Annotated in this window: 16 protein-coding genes; 8 read left to right on the top strand and 8 right to left on the bottom strand. The window is 69.0% G+C overall.

The window, feature by feature from the left end; translation table 11 throughout:
- The first annotated feature begins 3 nt into the window (after positions 1-3).
- The 5 genes from VHAB30_RS13405 (at position 4) to VHAB30_RS13425 (ending at position 5077) form a co-directional block, all read left to right on the top strand.
- Positions 4-585, top strand: coding sequence for a glutathione S-transferase family protein (locus VHAB30_RS13405; protein WP_159277345.1), 582 nt, complete (start codon positions 4-6; stop codon positions 583-585).
- 101 nt (positions 586-686) lie between these two features.
- Complete coding sequence (locus VHAB30_RS13410; protein ID WP_159277346.1) at positions 687-3083, top strand: penicillin acylase family protein; 2397 nt, start codon at positions 687-689, stop codon at positions 3081-3083.
- 3 nt (positions 3084-3086) lie between these two features.
- Complete coding sequence (locus VHAB30_RS13415; RefSeq protein WP_159277347.1) at positions 3087-3740, top strand: histidine phosphatase family protein; 654 nt, start codon at positions 3087-3089, stop codon at positions 3738-3740.
- 51 nt (positions 3741-3791) lie between these two features.
- Positions 3792-4754 (top strand): DnaJ C-terminal domain-containing protein, encoded by a 963-nt coding sequence (locus VHAB30_RS13420; protein ID WP_159277348.1) that lies wholly within the window; start codon positions 3792-3794, stop codon positions 4752-4754.
- A gap of 2 nt (positions 4755-4756) precedes the next feature.
- The gene (locus VHAB30_RS13425) at positions 4757-5077 is read left to right on the top strand and encodes a chaperone modulator CbpM (RefSeq protein WP_159277349.1); all 321 of its coding nucleotides are present in this window, start codon (positions 4757-4759) and stop codon (positions 5075-5077) included.
- A gap of 419 nt (positions 5078-5496) precedes the next feature.
- Here VHAB30_RS13425 and VHAB30_RS13430 read toward each other — a convergent pair whose 3' ends face one another.
- The 4 genes from VHAB30_RS13430 to VHAB30_RS13445 form a co-directional block, all read right to left on the bottom strand.
- Positions 5497-8154 carry a DEAD/DEAH box helicase gene (locus tag VHAB30_RS13430; protein ID WP_159277350.1) on the bottom strand — a complete coding sequence of 886 codons (2658 nt, stop codon included), beginning with the start codon at positions 8152-8154 and terminating at the stop codon, positions 5497-5499.
- Complete coding sequence (locus VHAB30_RS13435) at positions 8151-10154, bottom strand: phospholipase D-like domain-containing protein (RefSeq protein WP_159277351.1); 2004 nt, start codon at positions 10152-10154, stop codon at positions 8151-8153. Before VHAB30_RS13435 ends, VHAB30_RS13430 begins: the two co-directional genes overlap by 4 nt.
- Positions 10144-11475, bottom strand: a complete 1332-nt coding sequence (locus VHAB30_RS13440; protein ID WP_159277352.1) for a hypothetical protein — start codon at positions 11473-11475, stop codon at positions 10144-10146. Before VHAB30_RS13440 ends, VHAB30_RS13435 begins: the two co-directional genes overlap by 11 nt.
- Positions 11476-11573: 98 nt before the next feature.
- On the bottom strand, positions 11574-13313 hold the full coding sequence (locus tag VHAB30_RS13445; RefSeq protein WP_390903980.1) for a dipeptidase: 1740 nt from the start codon (positions 13311-13313) through the stop codon (positions 11574-11576).
- 48 nt (positions 13314-13361) lie between these two features.
- Here VHAB30_RS13445 and VHAB30_RS13450 point away from each other — a divergent pair, with 48 nt between their 5' ends.
- Positions 13362-13946, top strand: coding sequence for a DNA-3-methyladenine glycosylase I (locus VHAB30_RS13450; RefSeq protein WP_159277353.1), 585 nt, complete (start codon positions 13362-13364; stop codon positions 13944-13946).
- A gap of 92 nt (positions 13947-14038) precedes the next feature.
- Here VHAB30_RS13450 and VHAB30_RS13455 read toward each other — a convergent pair whose 3' ends face one another.
- The 3 genes from VHAB30_RS13455 to metE form a co-directional block, all read right to left on the bottom strand.
- Positions 14039-14383: a hypothetical protein gene (locus tag VHAB30_RS13455; protein ID WP_062481853.1), complete on the bottom strand. Its 345-nt coding sequence runs from the start codon at positions 14381-14383 to the stop codon at positions 14039-14041.
- Positions 14384-14580: 197 nt separating this feature from the next.
- Entirely contained in the window at positions 14581-15435 is an 855-nt protein-coding gene (locus VHAB30_RS13460) for a hypothetical protein (protein ID WP_159277354.1), read from the bottom strand.
- Between the two features lie 37 nt (positions 15436-15472).
- A complete protein-coding gene (gene metE, locus VHAB30_RS13465) occupies positions 15473-17809 on the bottom strand; it encodes a 5-methyltetrahydropteroyltriglutamate--homocysteine S-methyltransferase (protein ID WP_159277355.1) in 2337 nt (778 codons plus the stop codon).
- 100 nt (positions 17810-17909) lie between these two features.
- Between metE and VHAB30_RS13470 the strand changes: the two genes are divergently transcribed.
- Complete coding sequence (locus tag VHAB30_RS13470) at positions 17910-18836, top strand: LysR family transcriptional regulator (protein WP_159277356.1); 927 nt, start codon at positions 17910-17912, stop codon at positions 18834-18836.
- A 95-nt stretch (positions 18837-18931) separates the two neighbouring features.
- On the top strand, positions 18932-20197 hold the full coding sequence (locus tag VHAB30_RS13475) for an MFS transporter (RefSeq protein WP_159277357.1): 1266 nt from the start codon (positions 18932-18934) through the stop codon (positions 20195-20197).
- Here the strand turns inward: VHAB30_RS13475 and mmsB are convergent.
- Positions 20182-21078 carry a 3-hydroxyisobutyrate dehydrogenase gene (gene mmsB, locus VHAB30_RS13480; protein WP_062476455.1) on the bottom strand — a complete coding sequence of 299 codons (897 nt, stop codon included), beginning with the start codon at positions 21076-21078 and terminating at the stop codon, positions 20182-20184. The genes VHAB30_RS13475 and mmsB overlap by 16 nt on opposite strands.
- Between the last annotated feature and the right edge of the window lie 3 nt (positions 21079-21081).

Genomic DNA, 21081 nt, shown 5'->3' on the forward strand with positions numbered 1-21081 from the left:
CGCATGGCGATGAAGCTGTATTTCGACCCGCGCAGCCGTGCGCAGGTCGCCAAGTGGATGCTCGACGAGGCCGAGGTCGACTACGAGATCGTGCCCACCCTCATCCGGGAGGGCGCCCACAAGCGCCCCGAGTTCCTGAAGATCAACCCCGCCGGCAAGCTGCCCGCGCTGGTCGACGGCCGCACCCGCATCTTCGAGAACGCGGCCATCTGCATGTACATCGCCGAGAAGTACCCCGGCAAGCGCCTGGCACCGGCCGTGGGCACGCCCGAGCGCGGGCGCTACCTGTCGCTCATGGTCTATTCGACCGCGCAGCTCGAGCCCTCGATGGGCGACAGCCTGCTGAAGATCAAGAGCAACAACAGCGCGCGCGGCTGGACCGATTTCGAGCACGCCAAGGACGCCGTCGAACGCGAACTCGGCGACGGTCCCTACCTGTTCGGCGCCCAGTTCACGGCCGCCGACGTGATGATCGGCTCGATGCTCATCTGGCACCGCGCCTTCGGCGGGCGCACCAACCGCCCGAAGCTCGACGCCTACATCCACAGGCTGCAGGCACGGCCCAAAGGCATGAAGTTCGGTTGAGGTAAGTGGCAAGGCGTGCCGCGCTGGCGACAGTGCGCGGCAGAGGTTCATCCTCTAATCGGTCCCTCTTTTTCGACCCTTTTCCCCACCACGCCCGCCCCATGACTTCGAACACCTCGCGCTCCCGGTTCTCGTTGACGGCCCTCTCCCTGGGCCTGGTCGCCCTGCTCGGGGCCTGTGCCAGCACGCCGCCGCCCGGCAGCCGCAGCGTGAGCATCGAGCGCACCACCTTCGGCATCGCGCACATCACGGCGCCCGACTACGAAGGCCTGGCCTACGGTACCGCCTACGCGCATGCGCAGGACAACGTCTGCCAGACCGCCGAGCACCTGCTGACGCTGCGCGGCGACCGCGCGCAGTTCCTCGGGGCGCAGAACACCGGCGACTTCGGCCTGGGCCGCATGCCCAACGCGCAGATCGACCTGTTCGTGCGCTACCACATGGACGACGCGGCGCTGGCCCGCGCGGCAGCCACCACCAACGATGAGGTGAAGGCCGCGCTGCGCGGCTACGTGGCGGGCTACAACCGCTACCTGCAGGACGCGGGCCCCAATGGCCTGCCCGAGGCCTGCCGCGGCAAGCCCTGGGTGCGCCCGATGACGGCCGCCGACCTGGCGCGCGCCACCGAGCAATCGATGATCCAGGGCGGCCTGGGCGCACTGGCCGGCGCGGTGCTGGCCGCCGTGCCGCCGGCCCCGGGCGCCAAGACCGGCGCGGCGCCGGTCGCGCTCGAGCAGGCGGTGGCCGAGATCGGCCGCCACAGCTTCAACGCCAACCCCGAAGGCGGCGAGCTGGGCTCCAACGGCTGGGCCTTCGGGCGCAAGGCCACGCCCGACGGCAAGGGCCTGCTGCTGGGCAACCCGCATTTCCCCTGGAACGGCACCAACCGCTTCTGGCAGATGCACCTGACCATCCCCGGCCAGCTCGACGTGATGGGCGCCACCGGCGGCCTGAGCCCGGTGGTGTCGATCGGCTTCAACAAGGACGTGGCCTGGACCCACACCGTGTCGACCGGCAAGCGCTTCACGCTGTACGAACTCAAGCTCGACCCCAACGACCCGACCGTGTACTGGGTCGACGGCCAGCCGAAGAAGATGGTCGCGCGCACCGTCGCACTGCCGGCCGCCGCCACGGCGGGCGGCGCGCCCGTGCAGCACACCTTCTATGCCACCGACTGGGGCCCCGTGGTCTCGCTGCCGCGCGCCGGCCTGGGTTGGACCGCCCAGAAGGCCTATGCGATCCGCGACGCCAACACGCTCAACGTGCGCTCCGCCGAAAGCTGGATGAAGATGGGCCGGGCCCGCAACGTCGCCGAGCTGCGCGCCGCCATGGGCAACCAGGGCATCCCGTGGATCAACACCCTGGCGGCCGACCGCGAAGGCAACGCGATGTACGCCGACCTGTCGGTGGTGCCCGACGTGTCGGCCGAGATGCTCAAGGCCTGCGCGCCCTCGCCGGCCGCCGCCGCGCTGCTCAACGCCGCCGGACTGCCCGTGCTGGACGGCTCGCGCAGCGCCTGCGCCTGGCACCGCGACCCGGCCGCCGCATCGCCCGGCATCATCGCGCCGGCCCGCATGCCCGTCGTCGTCACGCCGGACTGGGTGCAGAACAGCAACGACAGCTTCTGGCTCAGCAACCCGCGCGTGCCGCCGATGGCCGGCGTGTCGCCGCTGGTCGGCCCCGTCGGCGTGCCGCAGCGGCTGCGCACGCGCAGCGGCATCATGGAAATCGAAGGCCGCCTGGCCGGCACCGACGGCCTGCCGGGCAACCGCATGGGCGCGGCCGAGCTGCGCAGCGTGATCTTCCGCGACAGGAACCTCGCCGGCATGCTGGTGATGGACGACCTGAAGGCCGCGTGCACCGCCACCGGCGCCGCGCTGAGCGCCGACCAGGCCCTGGGCTGCCGCGTGCTTTCCGCCTGGGACCGCACCAGCAACGCCGAGTCGAAGGGCGCGGCGCTGTTCCGCGAGTTCTGGCGCAAGGCCAAGGACCTGCCGAAGGTCTGGCGCGTGCCCTTCGACCCGGCGCAGCCCGTGACCACGCCCACCGGCCTGGACATGGCCACGCCCGCCACGCGCGAGGCGGTGTTCAAGGCGCTGGGCGACGCGGTCGGCACCGTGCGCACCGCCGGCTTCGCGCCCGACGTGGCGCTGGGCGTGCCGCAGTCGCGCACCGTGCGCGGCCAGAAGATCGCGCTGCCCGGCGGCGACGAGTTCGAAGGCGTGCTCAACAAGCTCGAATCGCAGGGCCAGCCGCTGATCGACCCGAAGGGCTACGCCATCAACTACGGCAGCAGCTACATGCAGGTCGTGACCTTCGACGCGCGCGGCCCCGTGGCGCAAGGCCTGCTCACCTACGGCCAGAGCAGCGACCCGGCCTCGCCGCGCGCCTACGACCAATTGCCGCTGTTCGCGGCCAAGCAGTGGCATCCGCTGCCCTTCCACCCGGCCGATGTGCAGGCGCAGCGCGAAGGCAAGCCGCTGCAGCTGGCGTACTGAACCATGTCCTCGAGCCCCGTTCCTTTTCCCGCCCACGCCGCCACGGGCATCGACCTGCTGAACCGCCTGGCCGCCGAGCAGCCGCTCGCCCCGGCCTGCGATCACTTCTACTTCCTGCGCCACGGCCAGACCGGGCGCAACGCGCTGCGCGTCTTCCAGGCGCCCGACGAGCCCCTGAGCGCGCTCGGCGAGCAGCAGGCGGTGCAGGCGGCCGAGCTGCTGGCCGGCGAGCCGATCGGCGCCATCGTGTGCAGCGACGCGCGCCGTGCCTTCGACACCGCCCACACCGTGGCGCGCGCCCTGGGCCTCGTGCCCAGCGCGCACGAAAACCTGCGCGAGCGCAACTTCGGCGCGCTCATCGGCACCTCGTCGGCGAACATCGACTGGGCTTGCGAGCCCGAGGGCGGCGAGACGCTGGCGCAGTTCGTCGACCGCAAGCGCCAGGCGCTGGCCGCCGCCCTCGCCGCGCAGCCCGCGCCGGTGCTGGTGGTGGCGCACGGCGGCACCCTCTATGCGCTGGCCGCGCTGCTGGGCGTGGCGGTCGATGCGAGCATCTTCGGCAACGCGCAACCCTTGCGCTTCACACGTGCCGGCCCCACATGGGCCGTGACGCCGCTGCAACAGCGGCAAGCCGACGGCGGAGCAGCCCTGGCCTGACCTGGCTCCCGGTTGATCTGTACGCCGTCCTGAAAGGAATCACCACCTACCATGGAATTCAAGGACTACTACAGCGCACTGGGCGTCGAACGTACCGCGTCCGACGACGAGGTGCGCAAGGCCTACCGCAAGCTCGCCCGCAAGTACCACCCCGACGTCAGCAAGGAGCCTGACGCCGAGCAGCGCATGCGCGACATCAACGAGGCCAAGGACGTGCTCGGCGACAAGGACAAGCGCGCCGCCTACGACGCGCTGGCCGACCGTGTCGCGCGCGGCGGCCGCCCCGACGGCAGCTTCGAGCCGCCGCCCGGCTGGGACACCGGCTACGAGTTTCACCGCGGCCCGCGCCAGGGCCCGGCCGACCACGCCGACTTCAGCGAGTTCTTCTCCTCGATGTTCGGCGACGCCGAGCGGCGCGGCGCCACGCGCCAGAACTACCGCGCGCGCGGCGAAGACCACCATGCGGCCATCGAGATCACGCTCGAAGACGCGCTGAACGGCGCCGAGCGCGAGCTCACGCTGCGCGCCCAGTCGCTCGACGCGCAGGGCCACCCGCAGTGGGAGAACCGCACGCTCGCCGTGAAGATCCCGCCCGGTGTGCACCCCGGCCAGTTCATCCGCCTCGCGGGGCAAGGCATGCCCGGCCACGGCGGCGAGCCGGCCGGCGACCTGTACCTCGAGGTGCGCATCGCGCCGCACAAGCTGTACCGCGTGGAAGAGCGCGACCTGTACATGACGCTGCCCGTCACCCCCGCCGAAGCCGCGCTGGGCGCGCAGGTGCAGGTGCCCACGCCCACCGGCGGCGTGGTCGAGGTCACCGTGCCGCCCAACGCACGCGGCGGCATGAAGCTGCGGCTCAAGGGTCGCGGCTTCGCGGGCAAGACGCCCGGCGACCTGTACCTGCTGCTCGAGATCGCACTGCCGCCCGCCGACAGCGAGGCCGCACGCAACGCCTACGCACAACTCGCGCAGGCGACCTCCTCGTTCAACCCCCGCCAGCACCTGGGAGTCTGAGCATGGCGAACTTTTCTTCCGTGACCACCACCACGGCCATCGGCGTCTCGCACCCGCTGGCCGCGAACGAACTGGCGCACGCCTGCGGCGCCGACACCGCCTGGGTCGTGCAGCTGGTCGAGGTGGGCATCGTGCAGGTCACCACGACCGACGCACCGCCCGAGCGCTGGGAGTTCTCCAGCACCGACCTGCAACATGCGCTCGAAGCGCGCCGGCTCGAACGCGACTTCGGCGTGAACCTGGACGCCGCCGCGCTGATCCTCGACCTGCAGAACGAGGTGCGGCGGCTGAAGGCGGTGCTGCAGGCGCACGGCGTGCGATAGGCCCACGCGCCGCAAGATCAAGCCGCGCTGCGGCTTGATCTTGGCACCGTGCGAGACCGAAGACTTCGGGCCTCTTTCACAGGAGGCCGCATGGGCCCTCGCCCCCCTTCCATCGTCCTTCTACCCCGACACCGATCCGTTGTTCGACCTTGAGGTCGCGCTCGCGCGCCAACGTCTCGCAGCGGCTGGTGGCGCTATCGCGCGACGAAGAACGCGCGTGCGCCGAGGTCACGCAGCTCACACTGAGCCGCAGCGAAGCGCTCAACTCGCGCATCCAGGAACTGCAGGCGACAAAGCGCGTGCTTGAGTGGCTCGCGGACCTGGGTCTGGACGACCATCTGGCGGCCTGCCCGATCCTCGACGGCGGGTCGAGGATCGGGGCTTCGCCGTGCGGTGGCAGGGCGACTCGGTCGCTTCGATCAACGAGCGGCCTGGACCGGCGCAGGGGAGAAATCCGGCGCCAAGGCATTGATCTCTCGCGCCAGCTGTCGCATGAGTTCGTCGCTCGCGTGCTCGTTGACCACGACGCCGTGAAGCTGTGCCCTCAGCTCCTCCCAACGCTCGCGCAATACCCGCCAGTTCTCCTCGTCGTAGCTTCCCTTGAAAACCACGGGCCGGATCTCGATGCGAGGCGGTCCGTCGCCGGCCAGATCGGGGCCGGCCTTTTCCCATGCCTGGAACTTCGACTGCCATAGGCTCCCGATGCGGTCCACGCGGCCGATCTGTTGCTCCACGACACCTGGATTCCACTCCGGATGAAGCAGGACGACCGTCCGGCACGCGGTGTGAAGGTTCAGCCCCTCGCGACCCACGACCGACTGGACCACGAGCACCTTCGGGTGGCTGTGCTCGCGATTGAATGCGAGCTGGAGCATCCGGCGCGTATGGGGTCGGGTGTCTCCGTGCATCAGGCGTGCGAAAGCACCCTCCGCCAAATTGAACTCGCCTCTCAGCCGCTCTTCGAGCGCTTCCCATCGTTGCACTGCCTGCGCCTGCCCGCCCTGGCCTTCCGCATCGGAGCGGTCTTCCTGGTCGCTGGCAGCGTCGACCAGCTCAACGAAGGCTGCCGCGATACGCCCCGCATCCACGGCGGCATCGCCGTGCCCCATGAGGTCCTGGATCGCGCGCGCCACCAGCGCCAGCACACCCGCATGAAGGGGGGCCTCGCGTCCGGCCTCGTGTTCCACGCGTTCTGCAAATGCCTCGTAGATCGACCGGATCCGATGTCCGACCTCCATCGATCCGAACCCCTGCGCGATCGACGCCACCAGATGGGTCCTGAATTTTTCCCGCTGCTGCTCCAGCGCCGCGTATTGGGTTTTCAGTCGACTGTCGATGTCATCCAGCGAATCGCGCCGACCCGATTGGCGCAGCGCAGCGAGCACCGCGGCCCGCTCGGTATCGGCCAGCTTCTCCTGCGGCCAGAGCACGCCGCTGTCGAGGCTGCGCAGCAACGCGCGGGCATTGAGCAGCCGGACCAGCGAACGCATCGGCCGCGTGAATCGACCGAAGACCAGCACCTTCTCGTTGGCAGCAGGTCCGCAGGTGGCTTCGATCGCCTCGATGGCCGCCGCGATGGCCGGATGCTCGTAGAGGGCCGCATCGCTCGACGGCGTCGCCCCCTCCCGGAACGCCTCGGCCATCCTTTGCTTCCACCAGTCGGCACGCTGCTCCCGTTTGTTCCTGGGTGCTGCAATCACGGGATCCGCGGTTTCGACCGAGCCGGCACCATCCGCCTCGGCCTGGGCCTTGTCTTCCTCGGCATCCTGCAGCAGTTGATCGATCAGTGCGGCGATTCCATGTCCATTGCCCAGCGTCAGTCGCAAGCGCTTGGCGACCGCGTCGTCGCTGCCCCGCGTCGCGAACGACAGGGCTTCGGCGGCACAGACCGCCTGCCGCCACGCCGGCGGCAGGCTTGCCGCGTCGATCGCGATGGCTCGCTCGCGCCTGTAGGCATGATGGCTCTCGCCCGACAGCTCGGCGAAGCGCCTGACCCAGGGGTCGTCTCGCTTGTCTCGACGCACCAGGACCGCACCGAAGGTGTTCTTGAAGCTCTGGGCCGCCTTGCCGAAGGCAGCACGCGTTTCCGGATCGGTGGGGCTGGCGCGCACCTGCTTGACCGCGGCCGCATAGGCTCCGATCACCCGCGGGGCATCGGGCAGATCCGTGCCCAGGCGCTGGAGCGTGGAGGTCCATTGCTGCGCGTCCAGTTCGATCGGCGTTGCCGTCATGGCAAGCCGCCGCGCGTCGGCGGCGGGCTGCACGACGAAGTCCAGCAAGCGGTTGAGATTGCTTTCCTCGCCCCGGCTCTTGTGCGCCTCGTCGACGATCACGAGATCGAAGCGCCCGAGCCCGAGGCCCACCACCTGTTCGAGCGCGCTCCTGAATACCGTGCGCTTGAGGTAGTTGCCGGGGTCGAACAACGGCGACTCGCTGCCCCAGCGGTTCAACTCGGGGCTGGAGGCCAATGCATCCAGCAAGGCCTCGTCCGCATTCCGAAAAATCCACTGCGCCGCGGCGGCGATGCGGTCGTCGTCCATCTTCCCGCCGGCCCAGTAGCCACGCGGAAGGCGGCCGCTTCCCGCGCTGCGCGCGCGGGCCAGGGCCAGCGTGGCCGGCAGCAGTGCCCACTTCCAGTTGGTCTTGGTATTACTCTTGATCGACCAGTTGCAAAAGGCATGCGAGATCAGCAACGCCGGGTGATCTCCCCAGGGTTCCTCTGCGCCGGCCCCTTGCTTCCATGCATCCAGGTACGCGTCCAGGCTTCGAATGATCAGGGGCGTGTTCTCGATGTGCGCCTTGCGCTGCAGTTCCTCGCGCCACTGGTAGCCCAGCACCGGCGGAACGATGATTGCGACGCGTCCTCCAGCGTCGATCACGCCACGCGCGACGGCCGCGGCGATGCGCGTCTTGCCCAGTCCGACCTCGTCCGCGATGAGCACACCGTTGCCGGGCAGGCGTTCGGCGATTGCAACGAGGCTGTCGCGCTGCCCCGCGTTGAGTTCGATGGCGTGGCCGCCGGCGATCTCCTGCAGGTTGCGCCCGACTGCCTGCCAGCCTGCAAACGAACGGTTCATTGCAGCGCTCCCATGAGTTCCATGTCTTCGACGCCCCAGATGGCCTCGATACGCTTGAGCACCTCCTCGTAGAGCCGCCCTTCAGGCGTGTCGGCGGTTTCGGCAAAAGCCGGGCGAAAGGGAGCGACCCTCAGAGGACTCAAGGGATTCAATCTCGGCGCCTGCTGCATCTGGAAGTAGGCCACCGGTCCGCTGTCCTTCATGCGAATCAGCGTCTGTTCGAGCCGTCGGCACCACGGCTCCCAATCGCGCCTGTCGATGGCCGTCTGTTTTTCGGCGATGTTCTCGATCAGCTCCATCATCTGGCAGATCGAGTAGCTCGACACCAACGTGCGGCCGCTTTCCCCGCCCGGCTCGGCCGGGTGGTCGTCCCGCGAATCGGGGTCATCACTGGAGGCCTCCTCGCTCGGTACCACCGGAAAGTCCTCCAATTGCCACCAGCCCTCATCGATCCCCAGAGGCGCCAGCTTGGCCGCCGCGATACGTCCGAACTCGTCGATCACGGGGATGTCCGCCTCTTTCTGCGTGCCATCGGCATTCCACCGGCAACGCACGACCCGAGGGCGGCGCCCCATCCACGAAATGGCGTCCCCGCTCACGACGCTTGGGATGCCTTCGGGTGTCAGCACCTGGAAGGCCAGTGCGTGGTCCAGCACTTCGGTGGGCAGCGAAAGAGATCCGCCATTGCCCGTCTCGCACCACGCGAGCCAGGCCACCGGCGGCGCCGTATGCAAGGTCTCGGGTCGTTCGAAGGGATCGCCGGCAGACAGGACCGTGGAGCCATCGAAGGTCTCGGTCCATTGGATCGGCAGCAGATTGCCGACGACCTGATGGGCTTCGATGCCCCGGTCCGCTTTCCAATACAGAGGACCAGGCGCGAAGACGACGCCGGCCTCGAGATTTCCCGATGAAGGGTTCATCGCGTTCGCGAACCCGGGCCCCGTGAGATTGCCCGAGCCCAGGTAGATCCAGGCGCCATTGCATCGGGGCGCGTTGCTAGCGTACTTCGCACTGAACAGGAACTTGGCGTGCAGCGTACGCCCGCTGTTGTCGCCGAACAGCGGCTCCGGTGCCACGGCCGGCCTCACGTTCACGCCTTGGTTGTTCAGGGCCTGTACCGAGGACGCCACCGCCTGGCACGCCAGCCGATTGACGAAGAGATCCACCTCCGCCGTCCGGGTAAGCAGCGAGGCCTCCTTCAGTGCACGGATCGCCGCGATGGGCACCGAAGGCGCTTCCGATGGGCGCGTCCCCGATTCGTAGAAGCCGGAGCCCATCGCCAGATAGTTCCGGGCGCCGAATTCGCTTTCGGCCCTCACCTTGGTCGGCAGTTGGCTCAACAAGGAGGCACGCCTGTTGTCGAAGAACCTCGGTTCGCCGGCAGCCGCCGTCGCGCACTGCGCCATCCAGGCATCGAGCAGTTGCACATGCGCGGAACCCGATGGCGATGCATCGAGCAGCCGGGTGTCGAACCACGCCCGGATTGCATCCAGCAGCCCTTGGCCGGCAGCGATGTCCGCGCACGCCCGACGATCGTCGGCCGTGGGACCCGCCAACGCATCGCTGTCGACCTCGACGCGCCACGCCAGATCGAGGCTTTCCTCGAGGGTCTGGCGTGTCCAATTTCCCGTCGCGACGACCAGTCGCAGACGCCAGCGATCACGCTGCTCCAGGTGACGATAGCCCAGCAGCGCGACCTTGGCATGCAGCAGCCGAAAGGGCTTGTTCCGCGCCTCCAGGATCGCCAGATGAGCGATGCCTGGCGCGTCGATGAAGGTGATCGGCGTATTGCCGGGGTCGACGATCAGCGCCAGCGCGATATGCCCCTGGCTGGCGCGCTGGTCCTTGGAGAGCGTCGTGAACCGTTCGGCTGCGTCGTTCAGGAACGGGGCGTCGGCCGAATACCCGCAGATCCAGCCAAAGTGGCCGACGTAGCCTTCGGGCGCATCGAAATGCCGAGCCAGCGAAGGAAGGCTCAAGCGGCCCCGATCACTGCTCATGTGCCGCCTCCGATCGGTTCCTTTGAAGCCACTCGCCGAGACGACCTTGCATGTCGAGGTTCAGCAGGTACAGGTTGCGCACGCGGTAAGAGATGCCGGAGGGAACGCGCACGTCGCCCGTCGGGCCATCGTCGTCTTCGTCCGCCTGCGAGGACTCTTCGACGGTCGTTCCGCGAAATGCCGCGCCTGCCGCTTGGATCTCGCTGCCGGCCAGGCGAAGTACCCTGCCGTCGCGTTCAACCAGGCCCCGGAGAACCTGCGCCGGACTGTCGGCCGCGCACAAACGAGAGAAGTCGAGGGCTTCCGCGTCTCGATGCCCGAGCTCGAGGAACCGGTCCGTTGCCCGCCGCAGCGCATCGATGGAATGCTCCGTGCGTCGCGCCGCGTCATCGACGGAGGTCGGCCGTCCTTCGGCGCCCATAGCCCCCTCCACGGCATTGAGCGTCGAGATGGCGGCATCCCGAACGGCAAAGAACGCGGCGCCTGCCCGCAGGTCGTGCCAATGCCTGTCGTCCGAAATCTCAGCCGGCCTGCCCCAATCCGTCGCCGGGTCGGCGTCGAGGCTGGCGACCCAGTTCAATGCGCTGCGCCGGCGCAGGCGACTGTCGAGCTCCTCGTTCTTTCCACCCAGTTCGAGCCGTGCCCGGATCTGCGTGCAGGCGGAGCCCGACAACGCCAGCAAGGGCGACAACGCCTCGCTCAAAGAGGCCGTATCGGTGCGGTTTTCCTCTCCACGCACCCACTTCACGAGATGATCGACAACGGACCGGTTGTAAGGCGAGTAAGGCCGGCACGCATCTTCGACGAACGCCTCTCCTTCCTCCGAAGCGCGAAAGGCGTTGAACCGTGTCGTGCCGTTCTCGGCGAATCCCAGCGCGGGCAATGCCCGCACCGCCGCCATGCGCATGGGCTGGCTCACGTAGAAGCCACGCCGCCCGACTTTCTTGAAAGAGAGATCGGTGGTCTGCCCCTGCAGCTTGGTGCGGCCTCGCAGCCGGGCATCGGACTGCCACCCCTGGCCCTTGAAAGCTAGGCAGCACGCCAACGCCTCGACGGCATTGGCGACCTCGATGTTCTGCACCTTGTCCCCGCGTTGCCGCAGGCGTTCCGCCACCACGATGCCCAGGGTCGCGAGCAAGAAGCGCTTGCCGTACCAGACACCGCCCATGCCGGGAACGGCAAGTTCATTGAACCGTCGAATGGTCGCAGCGAGCCCCAGGCTTCGGGTGCGACGAGAAATCGGAAGCTGCTCAGGCCCCAATAGTCCCCAGACTCCTCCCATTCCTACCCCCCCCTTTTTTTTGCACTCGCTGCGTTTCATTCGATGGTCTGCTTGCGTAGGAGCAAATTTCAGCCTAGCCGTCCGGCTCATGCATGGCGCAGGCCGCGGCGAACTCGGTGCCCCACGCCCGCCGGCCGCTACTGCATCTGCTGCAGGTTGCCGATGCGCACCAGCATCTCGGTGAACATCTGCATGTCGGCGTCGAGGTCGGGCACTTCCTTGTATTCCTTGGCGTTGTGGGCCGTGTACTTCTTGCCGGGCATCGCGGGGCCGAAGTTGATGGCGTTGGGCATCAGCTTGGCCGTGGTGCTGCCGGCGGTGGGCACAGGCTTGGCCTCCAGGCCGGTGGTGTCGCCGAAGATGTTGAGCAGGGTCGAGAGCCACGCGCCCTTCGGGTCGCGCGCCATCCAGTTGCCCTGGTCGTAGGCCAGCTCGAGCTTCACCTGGCTGGCCGTGGCCCAGCCGTTGACCTTGGCCGCCACCTGCGCCTTCAATTCGTCGGGCGTGCGGCCGCGCGGCATGCGCACGTTAGCCGTCACCTCGAGGCGGCCGTCGGCGCCCATGCGCACCAGCGTGGGCGACATCGTGAGCGGACCCATGAAGTCGTCCTGGTAGCCCAGCCCCATCTTCTCGCCGAGGTAGCCGGTGCCGTAGAGCGCGTCGATGTACTGAACGGCGCGCAGGTAGGGGTTGGCGGCCAGCGGCACGCCGGACTCCTTCAGGAACAGCGCCAGGCGCGGCACGGGGTTCACGCCCTCTTCGGGTCGCGAGCCGTGGGCCGAGGTGCCCGTGACCTTCAGCTCGACGGTCTCGGCGCCGCGCACGATGTCGATGGCGAACTTGCCGCCCTGGCCTTCGTACTTGCGCACGAAGGCGGCCTTGGCGGCCTCGAGCTTCGCGGCCACGGCCGCGAGGTCGCCGCCCTTGAGCGTGGCGGTCGCGGTCTGCGGAATGGCATTGGCCGAGGCGGCGCCGCTCATCGCGGTGATGGCGGTCGCGGCGGGGTCGGCCGCTTCCGCGGGGAAGAACACCTTGAGCGCGCCCGAGCCCTTCTCGGCCACGACCGCGGGGTACTTGCTGTCGAGCACGATGTTGTAGGCCGGCAGCGGCGTCTTGTCGCGGTAGTACTGCATCGCGTCGCCGCCGGTTTCCTCGGTGGTCTCGATCATCAGGCGCACGCCGCGCTCCACCGGCAGGTCGCTGTCCTTCACGGCCTTCATGGCGTAGAGCACGGCGGCGATGGAGCCCTTGTCGTCGATGGTGCCGCGCCCGTAGAGGAAGTCGCCCACGCGCGTCATCGCGAAAGGATCGAGGCGCGTGCCGTCGTCGAGCACCCATTCGGACAGCACGGCCGGCACCACGTCGGCGTGCGTGAGGATGCCGAACTCCTCGCTGCCGCGGCCCTTGAGGCTCACTTCGAAGATGCGGCCGTCGACGTTGCGGTAGCCCAGCCCGAAATCTTTCGCCATCTTCTCGACCAGCTGGCCGAACGCGACCATCGGCGGGCTCTCGTGCGGCGGCACCTGCACGTTGCGCACGGTGGGCAAGGCCACCATGGTGCCGATGCTGGCGATCACGGCCTGCTGGTTCTGCAGCCGGTTGTACAGGCCGAGCAGGCGCGCGATGTTGACGAGGTCGTCGCCCGCCAGTGCCTTGCCGCCGGTATAGGCCGCCACACTGGGCTGCAGCGCGGGCTGGGCCTGCGCGGCCTGGGCCAGGAAGGCCTTGAAATCGGGCGCCGTGCGTCCGCCCTTCCAGGCGGCGGCGAGCTGGTCGAGCGCGGGCTTCTTGAGGGTCTCGGCACCGGCCGGGACAGCGACGGCGAGCGCCATGAGAGCCAGCGAAAGCGCCGACAATGAAAAACGAGACTGCTGCATCAGGGTCACCCCCTCATTCCGAAAACATTCCCCGACGATAGCCGAGCCATGCCTCACGACGACAGCCTTTCCTCACCCCAGCGATGCGCCTGGGCCCGCACCGATCCGCTGCTGGCCAGCTACCACGACGCCGAATGGGGCGTGCCCGAACGCGACAGCCGCGCGCTGTGGGAAAAGCTGATGCTCGACGGTTTCCAGGCCGGCCTGTCGTGGCTCACCATCCTGCGCAAGCGCGATGCCTTTCGCGCGGCCTTCGAGGGTTTCGTGCCCGAGACCGTGGCGCGCTTCACGCCGGCCGACGTCGAGCGCCTGATGCAAAACGCGGGCATCGTGCGCTCGCGCGCCAAGATCGAGGCCGCCATCGGCAACGCCAAGGCCTACCTGGCCATGCAGGCGGCGGGCGAAGATTTCTCTGATTTCGTCTGGTGCCTGGCGGGCGGCCAGCCGGTCGTCAACACCACGGGCACGGTGCCCACGCAGACGCCGCTGTCCGAAACGATGTCCAAGGCGCTGAAGCAGCGCGGCTTCAAGTTCGTCGGGCCGGTGATCGTCTATGCCTGGATGCAGGCCACGGGCATCGTCGACGACCACGCGCCCGACTGCCACTGCCACCGCGACCATCGCCGCGCCTGAACAGGCATAAAAAAAACCGGACGGTGCTGTTGCACGGTCCGGTCTTTTCGGGTGGTGGTCTTGCTAACCGAGGCGGCTTGCGCCGCCGTCGATCACAGGCCAGCCTGGCGCGTGAAGCTGCGTGCCTGCGAGGGGATCACGCTGCCGGCGAAGGATTCGCGGCGCAGGTTCTGGCCGGGAGCGTGGGCAGCTGCCACGGCTTCGGCGCGGACCGAAGCGCGGTCCACCGACGAGGCCAGCACGGGGGCCACGCTGGCCGACACGGCGTCGCTGTATTCGTTGCCGGCACGGGCAGCGGCCACGGCTTGCGGTGCCACGTCGGCACGGCTGTAGCCGGAGGTCACGGCGTGAACGCCTTCGTAGGTCTCTGCGTGGGCGGCGCCAGCGGCGGCGAGCAGGGAGAGAGCGGCGGCGGCGAGGATGTTCGAGGTCTTCATTTCAATTCCTTCTTGATCGGGCTTTGGATGCCCTGAAGTGTGCGCCAAATTCCTAGGGTAAACCCCAGTCATTCTGAATCGCAGTGTTCACGGAATTGAAACAATCACGGGGAACTTTCCGACATGCGGGGTTCGCGTGAAACTTTTTCGTACAAACGCCCCCGAGTTTGCAAACTTTGGCGCGCTTTCGTCAAGTCTCAGGGCCGCCCCCAGCTGCGCACCAGCGTGCGGATCGCGACCGAGCCGCTGCCCTTGACCTCGGCGCGGTAGCTGCCGAGCAGCGCCTCGCGCTCGGCACCAGCCTGCGGTTCGTTGCGCCAGGCGAGCAAGGCGGCCACGTCGGCGTCGGGCAACGCCAGCAGCAGCGCCTGCGTGACCAGCTTTTCGAACTCGCGCGCCACGGTCATCAGGTTGCGCGGTCGCGGCGACGTCACGCCGCGCGACCAGAGCGAGTCGAGCGCGGTGTCGAGCGTGCGGTCGGGCAGCGAACTGAACTGCCCGGCATTCCCGCGCGCCAGCTGCTTGACCACCGCGCTCATGAGCAGCTGGCTCGAGAAATCGATCTCGCGCGCCTCGGCCACCGTCATGCGCGACAGCAGTTCGACGCGCGCCGGGTCGGCCGGCCGCGCGTGCTGTTGATGGAAGAAGGTCACCTTGGCGGGCTCGTCCATCGCGGCGTAGTCGGCGCGCAGCTTCGCCAGGTGCGCCACGGCCTCCAACACCTGCGGGCCCGGCGCCGCGGCGCCCTGCCCGGCCGCCGCCACGTCCTGCCGGATCGCTGCCACCGAGGCGTTCACGTCGAAAGCGCGGCCGGCCGCCACGTCGAGCGACTGCAGCGCCTTGTCGGCGATGGCCAGGTCGGGCGGTTCCAGCAGCTCGCGCGCGCCGCGCGACACGGCGCCGGGGCCATAGGCGTTCTGGTAGCGCGCCTGCACGCCCTCGAACTGGAGCAAGGCCTGCGCGCGGTCCTGCGTCCACCCCGTCAAGGGGGCGAGAAGCAACGACAGCAACAAGAGGCAACGGGGCGACGACAGGCGGGACAGCAAGGACATCCCGCATTATTGGCACGCCGCGATCCCGCGCCCTTCATCAGGCCTGCGCCAGCTCCCCGCGCAGCAGCTTCGCGGCCGCCACCATGTTCGACAGCGCCGCCTCGGTCTCGGGCCAGCCGCGGGTCTTGAGGCCGCAGTCGGGGTTGATCCAGAGGTTCTCGCCCGGCACCACCTGCGCGGCCTTGCGCATGAGGCGCACGATCTCGTCGACCGAGGGCACGCGCGGCGAATGGATGTCGTACACGCCCGGGCCGATCTCGTTCGGATAGCGAAAGCCGCCCTCGCCGCCAAAGCCGCGCAGCAGTTCCATGTCCGAGCGGCTGGTCTCGATGGTGATCACGTCGGCGTCCATCGCCGCGATCTCCGGCAGGATGTCGTTGAACTCCGAATAGCACATGTGGGTGTGGATCTGCGTCTGGTCGCGCACGCCCGAGGCGCTGATGCGGAAGGCGCGCGTGGCCGCCTTCAGGTACGCCGGCCAGCCCGCGCGGCGCAATGGCAGGCCTTCGCGGATGGCGGGCTCGTCGATCTGGATGATGCCGATGCCCGCGCCCTCGAGGTCGTTCACCTCGTCGCGGATCGCCCAGGCGATCTGCTCGCAGGTGGTGGCGCGCGGCTGGTCGTCGCGCACGAAGGACCACTGCAGGATGGTCACGGGGCCGGTCAGCATGCCCTTCATCGGCAGCGTCGTGAGGCTCTGCGCGTAGGCGGTCCATTCGACCGTCATCGGCGCCGGGCGTGCCACGTCGCCGAAGATCACCGGCGGCTTCACGCAGCGCGAGCCGTACGACTGCACCCAGCCGTTGGCCGTGAAGGCAAAGCCGTCGAGCTGCTCGCCGAAGTACTCGACCATGTCGTTGCGCTCGGCCTCGCCATGCACCAGCACGTCGATGCCGAGTTCTTCCTGCTTGCGCACGGCCAGTGCGATCTCGGCGCGCATCTTCTCGCGATAGCCGGGGGCATCGAGCTCGCCGCGCTTGAAGGCGGCGCGGGCCGCGCGGATCTCGGCGGTCTGCGGGAACGAGCCGATGGTGGTGGTCGGCAGCGCAGGCAGTGCAAAGCGCGTGCGCTGCAGCTGCTGGCGCTGCGGGAAAGCGGACACGCGACGGTCGTCGCCGGCCACGCTGCGCGCCAGGCGCAGCGCCACGTCGGCGCGGTGCACGCGCGGGCTGGCGCGGCGCGCGGCCACGGCGACACGGGCGGCCGTGAGATCTGCGGCCACCGAGGCTTCGTCGCCATCGACAGCCGCACGCAGCACGCGCAACTCATCGAGCTTCTCGATCGCGAAGGCGAGCCATGATTTCAGTTCGGTGTCGAGCTTCGTCTCAGCCGCGAGGCTGAACGGCACGTGCAGCAGCGAGCACGACGGCGCGATCCACAGCTCGCCCTGGTGCTTCTCCGCCACGGGCCTGAGCTTGCCCAGCGCCACATCGACATCGGTGCGCCAGATGTTGCGGCCGTCGACCACGCCGACCGACAGCACCTTGTGCGCCGGCAGCCAGTCGGCCACGCCGGTCAGCTCCTGCGGCGCGCGCACGGCGTCGACGTGCAGGCCGGCCACGGGCAGTTGGCAGGCCAGGCGCAGGTTCTCAGACAGCGGCGAGAAGTAGCTCGCCAGCAGCAGCTTCGGCGCATTGCGCGCGATCTGCCAGTACACGCGCTCGAAGGCGTTGCGCCAGGCCTCGGGCAGGTCGAGGCCCAGGATCGGCTCGTCGATCTGCACCCACTCCACGCCCTGCTGCTTGAGCCGCCCGAGCACCTGCTCGTACACGGGCAGCAGCGATTCGAGCAGCGAGAAGCGGTCGAAGCCGGCCGCCTTCTCCTTGCCCAGGTACAGGAAGCTCAGCGGCCCCAGCAGCACGGCCTTGACCGCGTGGCCGGCCTGCTGCGCCTGCGCGACCTCGTCGAACAGGCGCGTCGATGCCAGCCTGAACTGCGTGGCCGCATCGAACTCGGGCACGAGGTAGTGGTAGTTGGTGTCGAACCACTTGGTCATCTCGAGCGCGAAGGTGCCTTCGGCGCCGTGGGCGCAGCTTTCGTCGTGCACGTGGCCCGCTTCGTCTTCCACGCCGCGCGCCATCTTGAAGTAGCGCGACAGCTCGGGCTCGTCGCCGCTGAAGCCGAAGCGCGCCGGCTCGCAGCCCAGCAGCTGGATGTGGTTGGCCACGTGGTCGTAGAAGGCGAAGTCGCCCACGGTCACGAAGTCGAGCCCCGCATCGCGCTGCGCCTGCCAGTGGCGCGCGCGCAGCGCCTCGCCGACGGCTTCGAGCGCCGCATGGTCGCTCTCGCCGCGCCAGTGCTTCTCGAGGGCGAACTTGAGTTCCCGGTGGGCGCCCATGCGCGGAAAGCCGAGGATGTGGGTACGGGTGGTCATTGCAGGTAATCCGGTCGCTGGTCTTGGAAACCGGTGATGGTCGGCGTTTGGCGCATATGATTCAAACGAAACCTTTTGCCCGTTCGCTTGAATCATTTTCATGATGCAGTCCATCCTCGAGATCCGTCACCTGCGCACGCTGGCCGCGTTGCGCGACACCGGCAGCCTGGTGCGCGCGGCGCAGCTGCTCAACCTCACGCAGTCGGCGCTGTCGCACCAGATCAAGCTGCTCGAAGAGCGCTACGGCGCCCAGCTCTTCGAGCGCAAGTCGGTGCCGCCGCAGTTCAGCACCACGGGGCTGCGGCTGCTCCAGCTGGCCGACACCACGCTGCCGCTCGTCGAAGAGGCCGAGCGCGACGTGGCGCGGCTCGCGCTGGGGCGCAGCGGGCAACTGCGCATCGTGGTCGAGTGCCACACCTGCTTCGACTGGCTGATGCCCGCGATGGACGCCTTTCGCCAGCGCTGGCCCGAGATCGAGCTGGACATCGTCTCGGGCTTCCACCCCGACCCGATCGCGCTGGTGATGCAGAACCGCGCCGAGGTGGCGATCCTCTCCGAGGAAGACCCCGATGAAACGGTCGACTACCACGCGCTGTTCCGCTTCGAGATCGTCGCGCTGCTGGCCAACGACCATGCGCTGACGGCCAAGCCCCACCTCACGGCCCGGCACTTCGCCGACCAGACGCTCATCACCTACCCCGTGCCCGACGAGATGCTCGACATCGTGCGCCAGGTGCTGGCGCCCGCCGGCGTCGAGCCCGCGCACCGGCGCACGACCGAGCTCACGGTGGCGATGCTGCAGCTGGTGGCCAGCGGGCGCGGCGTGGCCACGCTGCCGCTGTGGGCGGTGCAGAATTACCTCGACCGCGGCTACGTCACGGCGCGCCGCGTGGGCGCCCGGGGCCTGACGGGGCGGCTGTACATGGCCTGCACGCAGGCGACGTCGGCGCGGCCCTGGCTGGACGACTTCGTGCGCGTCACGCGCGAGAGCTGCTTCAAGAGCCTGCCGGGGATCGAATTGCTGTGAGCCCTGCGAGTCCGATGGCGGGAGGATCACGTCCGAATCCGGCCAGTGCAGGGTGGTGCACGGCCTGAAGATCGACCACCACCACGGACCGCCCCATGACCCCTCCGAAGACACTCGACACCCCTGCCATTCCACGCCCCCGCTTCTTCCACGGCTGGCTCGTGGTCGCCGGCGCCTTCGCCGTGATGTTCGTGGGCTTCGGCTGCGCCTACACCTTCAGCGCGTTCCTCGATGCGCTGCAGCGCGACTTCGGCGCCTCGCGCGGCGAGGTGTCGCTGGTGTTCTCGCTCGCGGGCTTCCTGTACTTCGGGCTCGGCGTGTTCAGCGGCCCGCTCGCCGACCGCTGGGGCGCGCGGCGGCTCGCCGTCGCAGGCATGGTGCTGGTCGGCCTCGGGCTGGTGCTCGCGGGGCAGGCGCGCAGCCTGACGCAGATCTTCTGGGCCTACGGGCTCGGTGTCGGCCTCGGCGTGGGGGCCTCGTACGTGCCGGTGCTGGGTGCGGTGCAGCGCTGGTTCGTGCGCCAGCGCGGCTTCGCTTCGGGGCTCGCCGTGAGCGGCATCGGCGTGGGCACGCTGGCGATGCCGCCGCTGGCCTCGTGGCTCATCGACACGCTGGGCTGGCGCGACGCCTACCTGGCGCTCGGCGTGCTCGCGGCCGTGGTGGGCGTGGGCATGGCGCTCCTGGTCGAAAACGACCCGCGCGCACGCGGCCTCGGGCCGGATGGCGATCCGCCGCAGGCACAAGCGCCCACCGCGTTGCCGCCCGGTGCCTCGGTGCGCGAGGCCGTGGGCTCGGGCCGTTTCGCGGGGCTGTACGCGGCCTGCCTCATCAGCTCGTTCGGCCTGTTCGCGCCCTTCGTGCACCTGGTGCCCTACGCGCTCGACCACGGCGTGGCCGCGTCGTCGGCGGTGCTGCTGCTCGGCGCGATCGGCGTGGGCAGCACGGCGGGCCGCTTCTTCCTGGGCGGGCTGGCCGACCGCATGGGCCGGGACCATGCGCTGCCGCTGATGTCGGCGGGCATGGCGTTGTCGCTGGTGGTTTGGGCCGTGTCGGGCGGGTTCTGGGGGCTGGCCCTGTTCGCCTTTGCGTACGGCGTGTTCTACGGCGGCTTCGTGGCGTTGCTGCCCGCGCTGGTGATGGACTGGTTCGGCGGACGCCACATCGGCGCGATCATCGGCATCCTGTACACCAGCGTGGCCATCGGCACGCTGATCGGACCGAGCGCCGCGGGCTTCGCCTTCGACCTCACGCGCAGCTACCTGCTGCCGATCCTCGTGGCGATCGGCGCCAACCTCGTGGCGGCCGGCCTGCTGCTCGCGATGGCGCGGCGCGGCCGGCGCGCCGTTCAGCCGGCCTTCTGAACCAGCTTCAGCACGCTCGAGAAATCGAGCGCGCCGTGGCCCGCGAGGCTGTGCGCCGCGTACAGGCTGCGCGCCAGGCCGCCCAGCGGCGTGGCCGCGCGCACGGCGGTGGCGTTTTCCTGCGCCAGGCCCAGGTCCTTGAGCATCAGGTCGGTGCCGAAGCCGCCGGCGTAGTTCTTCGAGGCAGGGGCGGCTTCCATCACGCCGGGCACGGGGTTGTACTTCTCGAGCGCCCAGTTGCCACCCGAGCTGCGGCGCATGATTTCGGACAGCACCTTCGGGTCGAGCCCGTTGGCCACGCCCAGCGCGAGCGCTTCCGAGGTACCGATCATCAGGATGCCGAGCAGCATGTTGTTGCAGATCTTGGCGGTCTGGCCCGCACCGGCCGCGCCGGCGTGGAAGATGTTGGCGCCCATCTTCTCGAGCACCGGGCGCGCGCGCTCCAGGTCTTGGGTGTCGCCGCCGACCATGAAGGTCAGCGTGCCGGCAATCGCGCCGCCGGTGCCGCCCGACACGGGCGCATCGATCATCGCGACGCCCTTGGCGGCGGCGGCCTCGGCCACCTTGCGCGAGGTGGCGGCGGCGATGGTGCTGCTGTCGATCACGAGCGTGCCGGCCTGGATGCTGTCGAGCAGGCCGGGCTTGCCGGCGCCGCCGAGGAACAGGCCCTCGACGTGCGCGCTGGCGGGCAGCATGCTGATCACCACCTCGGCGCCGGCCACGGTCTCGGCCGCCGACTTGGCGATCGGCAGGCCTTCGGCGGCGAACTTCTTGCAGGCTTCGGCCGAGAGGTCGAAGGCGCTGAGCGTGTGGCCTGCCTTGTGCAGGTTCAGGGCCATCGGGCCGCCCATGTTGCCCAGGCCGATGAATGCGATCTTCATGTG

Origin of the sequence: Variovorax boronicumulans (genome assembly GCF_009811375.1) — a bacterium.
Taxonomy (GTDB): Bacteria; Pseudomonadota; Gammaproteobacteria; order Burkholderiales; family Burkholderiaceae_C; genus Variovorax; species Variovorax boronicumulans.